The organism is Pseudomonas sp. K5002 (assembly GCF_013386655.1).
In the GTDB taxonomy this organism is placed as follows: Bacteria; Pseudomonadota; Gammaproteobacteria; order Pseudomonadales; family Pseudomonadaceae; genus Aquipseudomonas.
This window is the reverse complement of record NZ_JACARK010001235.1, coordinates 1-1,283: the sequence shown is the minus strand read 5'-3', so window position 1 is coordinate 1,283 and position 1,283 is coordinate 1. Positions and strand designations below refer to the sequence as shown.

Here is a 1,283-nt window from a genome sequence, read left to right as displayed (position 1 = left end):
CCCAACCCAATTGGGGGCGGGGGCTGGCTCGCGCCGGGGGTGGATCCGCCAATCATGTATTGACTGACACCGCGCTTTCGCGAGCGAGCCCGCTCCCACAGTTGTTTTTAGGGTGTTCCTACAATCGGGTACTAAGAAAGGACACCAGCAACGCCAGCCCCAGACAGGCAAACCCCAACCGGTAGAACAGGCGATAGGTACGCTGCGTCAACACGTCCAGATACAGCATCGGCTGATCAATGGCACGCAGTTCGCTTTGCGCGGCAAGGCGGGCCATCGCGCGCTGTTCATGCAGGCGCGTGACAAACAGCAGCCATGCCGCCGGGCAGGCCAGTAACAGGGCAAGGGAATTGAGCAGTAGTGCGGTCAGCGACATCGCAAACCTCGATGTATCAGTGTCTTGGTATCAATCCAGATACAAACCTGAATGATATGCGCCGCCTGCGCGTCATTACTCCTTCCCCATTGACGGCTAATGTATCCAGTAATTTACAGCGTCACCTGAACGTCACCTTAACAAGCCACTCTGTTGCCCTTCGAAAGCCCGGGAGCTTGTCATGTTGCACGCGCAGAACCAGGATCGGCTGTATCTGATTGCCCCAAGTGATGAGCAAGAGGCCCTGGTGGGCGGCCTCGCGTTCAATGTGCAGGACCGCCACTGGCTGGTGTATTGCGCCCTCGGCGGGCATCAACATGCCGACCTGCCGGAGCTGGACTTGCTCACTGGCGTGAGTGTGCTGGACTTTTATGTCGAAACGGCTGCATGAAAACGGCAGGCGTAAAAAAACCGGGCTCAGTGATGAGCCCGGTTTTTTGATCGTTCCCACGCGCCGCAAAGGAATGCCGACTGGGGCGCTCCGCGCCCGCCTGACGGTTACTGCGAGCTGAGCAGCGAACCGATGCTCGGGTCCTTGAACAGGCGCGTCAGGGCATCGCTCAACACGTCGCTGACCAGCTTGGTGTTGGTTTCCTGGTTCGGCGCCATGCCGAAGCGCTGGTCCAGGGATGCGCCGTAACGGCCGCTGTAGCGACGGGTACCGGCAGTCACGTCGGACTTGAAGGTCGCGCCGATGGTGGCTTCAGTCACGTACAGGCCTTCCTTGGGCGACTGATACTTCAGCTCGGCCAGGGTGATGGTGAGTTGTGGCGCACCTGGCGAGTTGGAAGGGGTGAAGCCCAACAGGCGCACGGCCGCTTCGGCCTGGGCTTGCAGCTTGGGCAGCACGTCCGCACCGGTCACCGTAATGGCGCTGGTTTCCGGGTACAGGCCGCCACGGGTGCCG

The 1,283-nt window shown here is 60.6% G+C and carries 3 protein-coding genes; 1 reads left to right on the top strand and 2 read right to left on the bottom strand.

What is annotated here, in order from left to right:
• Positions 1 to 118: 118 nt before the first annotated feature.
• A complete protein-coding gene (locus HX846_RS35225) occupies positions 119 to 376 on the bottom strand; it encodes a hypothetical protein (protein ID WP_003216159.1) in 258 nt (85 codons plus the stop codon).
• Between the two features lie 181 nt (positions 377 to 557).
• On the opposite strand from HX846_RS35225, the gene HX846_RS35220 reads away from it, so the two are divergent.
• The gene (locus HX846_RS35220; RefSeq protein WP_008434269.1) at positions 558 to 767 is read left to right on the top strand and encodes a hypothetical protein; all 210 of its coding nucleotides are present in this window, start codon (positions 558 to 560) and stop codon (positions 765 to 767) included.
• 107 nt (positions 768 to 874) lie between these two features.
• Here HX846_RS35220 and HX846_RS35215 read toward each other — a convergent pair.
• Positions 875 to 1,283: YajG family lipoprotein (locus HX846_RS35215; RefSeq protein ID WP_178967255.1), on the bottom strand; the 409-nt coding region annotated here is incomplete at its 5' end.

What these genes read in the sequence shown, in the direction of transcription:
- HX846_RS35225 (WP_003216159.1), bottom strand. Translation starts at nt 376, where the DNA reads ATGTCGCTGACCGCACTACTGCTCAATTCCCTTGCCCTGTTACTGGCC.
- HX846_RS35220 (WP_008434269.1), top strand. Translation starts at nt 558, where the DNA reads ATGTTGCACGCGCAGAACCAGGATCGGCTGTATCTGATTGCCCCAAGT.